The organism is Xanthomonas sp. XNM01, assembly GCF_014851915.1.
Taxonomy (GTDB): Bacteria; Pseudomonadota; Gammaproteobacteria; order Xanthomonadales; family Xanthomonadaceae; genus Pseudoxanthomonas.
In genome coordinates this window covers 1-2,784 of record NZ_JACVAP010000010.1, presented here as the reverse complement: position 1 = coordinate 2,784, position 2,784 = coordinate 1, and the positions used below count along the sequence as shown (strand labels likewise).

The window sequence follows — 2,784 nt, the reverse complement described above, 5'->3', positions numbered from 1 at the left end:
CAGACACGACAACGGCCGGATCACTCCGGCCGTTGTCGTCGACGGTCATGGCCGGCGGAGCCGGCGCATGCGTCAGGGCTGGATTCCGCCGCCCGCAGGTCCGATGCACTCGCCGGGCGTGGTGCGGCAGCGCAGCCGCTCGCCATCGCGGTCGCCGATGCCGTTGGCGTCCACCTGCGAGCGTCCGCGCCCGCCCTGGCCACCCTGGCTGCCGTAACGCACCTGCAGCCCGATGCTGTTGCTGCGCAGGCTGTTGCGACCCTGCTCGTGGCCCAGCAGCAGACTCACCATCCAGCCGCTGTCGAACTGCAGGTCCACGCCCGCGCCCACCGACAGCGCATCGTCGTTGTAGCTGCGCATCGCCAGCACGTAGTCGCTCGCGGTCGGGCGCTGCACGTAGTTCACCGCCACGTCGCTGCGGTTCTCCAGCGCCGTGCGGTACTCCACGCTCCAGTGCGGACGCCAGCTCACCCGCTCGCCCTTGAACGCATGCGTGCCTTCCAGGCCCAGCGCCAGGCTGCTGGTGTCCACGTCCTGCCGGCCATAGGCCAGGTCCAGCGCATCCAGCCCGTGCTCGCGGTAGGCGTCCAGCTCGGCGCGGTGCCCGTCGTAGCGGCCGTAGCTGGTCAGCGTGGTGCCGCCCGGGCTGCGGTGCTCGTAGCCGAAGGTCAGCGAGCCGAACAGCTGCTCGCCGCCGCGGCTGCCGCGCGCCGAGGCGCCGGCCAGTTCGCTCCAGCGGGTCAGCTCGAAGTCCAGCCGGCCGCTGGCCAGCATCGCGTCGAAGAACACGTGCTCCCCGGCGCGCCACAGGCCGTAGACGGCCAGCGAGCGCTGGTCGGCATCGGTGCTGGACGGGCTGTGGTCGAAGTCGGTGTCCTGCCGGCCCCAGCTGCCGGCCACGCCCAGCAGCACGTGCTCGCCGATGGCCCGGTCCGCACCCACGGTGATGCCGCCGGTGTTGAAGTCGAACCCGCCGCTGCCGCGGCCGGCCTTGCCGAAGGTCGCCGTGCCCGCCGCCCACGCGCCCCAGCCCTCGGGCAGGCGCGGCAGCGCATTGACCATGCTGTCGCCGGCCCGGTTCAGCGGCACCGACATCCCCGGCACGCCACGGCTGCCGGCATAGGCCATCGCCACGTTGAAGCTGCTGGCATTGGTGCCGGTGCGCACCTGGCGCAGGCGGTCGCGGATGTTGCCGCTCTGCACCTGGGCAAAGCGCACGCTGGCGTCGGCCTGGGCCTGGATCGCGCTGGCAACCTCGCGGTCGGCGGTCGGATCCGGGCGCGCGGCCACGCTCAGCTGCAGTTGCACGGCCGCGGCCGCGTAGCTGCCGGTGGCCGCCTGGCTGGCGGTGATCACCGTGCTGCCCTCGCCCACCAGGCGCACCGTGCGGCCGGTGACCGTGGCCACCGCGGTGTTGGAACTGCTGAAGGTGAACGTGCCCGGGCTGGTGCTCTGCGGCAGCGCCAGCTCGAAGTCGGCCTCGCCATAGGTCCGGCTCAGGGTTTCGTCCCAGGTGATGACCGGCACGGCCGCCACCACCGACAGCGTGTAGCGCTGGCTGGCGCTGAACGGGCCGGTGCCGGTGCTGCTGTCGGTGACGGTGATCTCGAAGGCGGCCTCGCCCACGGCCGTGGCAGTGCCGGCCAGGACGCCGTCCTCGCCCAGCGTCAGGCCCGCCGGCAGCGTGCCGCTGCTGACCCGGTAGGCGTAGGGGGCAGCACCGCCGCTGGAGGCCAGCACCTGGCGGTACGGGCTGGCCAGCGTGATCGCGGCCAGGCCGGTGGTCTCCAGCACCACCGCCGGCACCGCGACCTGGACCTGGACCGCGGCGGCGACCGAGGTCTGGAAGCTGTCGCGCGCGGCGTAGGTGAAGCGGTCCGGACCGGCGTAGCCGGCCTTGGGCTGGTAGGTGATGCCGGTGCCGCTGGCCACCGCGGTGCCGTGCTCGGGCGCCTCGACGATCACCACCGCATCGGCGGCGCCGACGATGTCCAGCGTCACCGCCGTGGCGTCGGCGCCATAGGCCACCGCCACGTCCACCGGCTGCACACGCAGGTCCGGCACGGCCACCACCGGCTGCACCGCCGTGTCCACCGGGCCCTGGCCCACCTGGTTGATGGCCAGCACGGTGAAGACGTAGGCCACGCCATCGGTCAGGCCGGCGACCACGATCGGCGAGCCGCTGCCGGTGGCGGTCACCACGCCTGCGGCGCTGGTGGTGATGGCCGCAGTGCGCGCCAGGGTGCGCGCGGCCACACCGGCCCGCGGCGTGGCGGTGACCTGGTAACCGGTGATCGGTGCACCGCCAGTGAAGGCCGGCGGCGTGAACGCGACGCTGATCCGGCCCGAGCCGACCGGCGTGAGGGTCTGGATGTCCGGCTGGCCCGGGGCGACCGGCACCACGGCGAAGGTCTGGGTGACCGGCGTGGCCGCCGCGTACTGACCGTTGCCCGGCTGCTCGGCGGTGATGGTGCAGGTGCCGATGCCGGTGAAGTCCAGCACGCCGCCCGCGCCCACGCTGCAGACCGCCGGCGTGGAGACGCTGAAGCGCAGCGGCAGGCCCGAATCGGCGCGGGCATCCAGCACCGGACGGGTGCCGAAGTCCTGCGCACCCGGGTTGGCGAAGGTGATGACCTGGGTCGGCACCGGGGTCACCAGGTTGGAGACGGCCGAGGGCGCGCCGGTGCCGGCGCTGTTGGTCGCGGTCACGGTGAAGGTGTAGCTGGTCCCCGGCGCCAGGCCGCTGACGGTGATCGGCGATGCGCTGCCGGTACCGCTCAGTCC

At 73.4% G+C, this 2,784-nt stretch carries 1 protein-coding gene; it reads right to left on the bottom strand.

The annotated features are described in order from the left end of the window. Nucleotides 1-72 precede the first annotated feature (72 nt). Nucleotides 73-2,784: autotransporter domain-containing protein (locus IB242_RS20215; RefSeq protein ID WP_192283767.1), on the bottom strand; the 2,712-nt coding region annotated here is incomplete at its 5' end.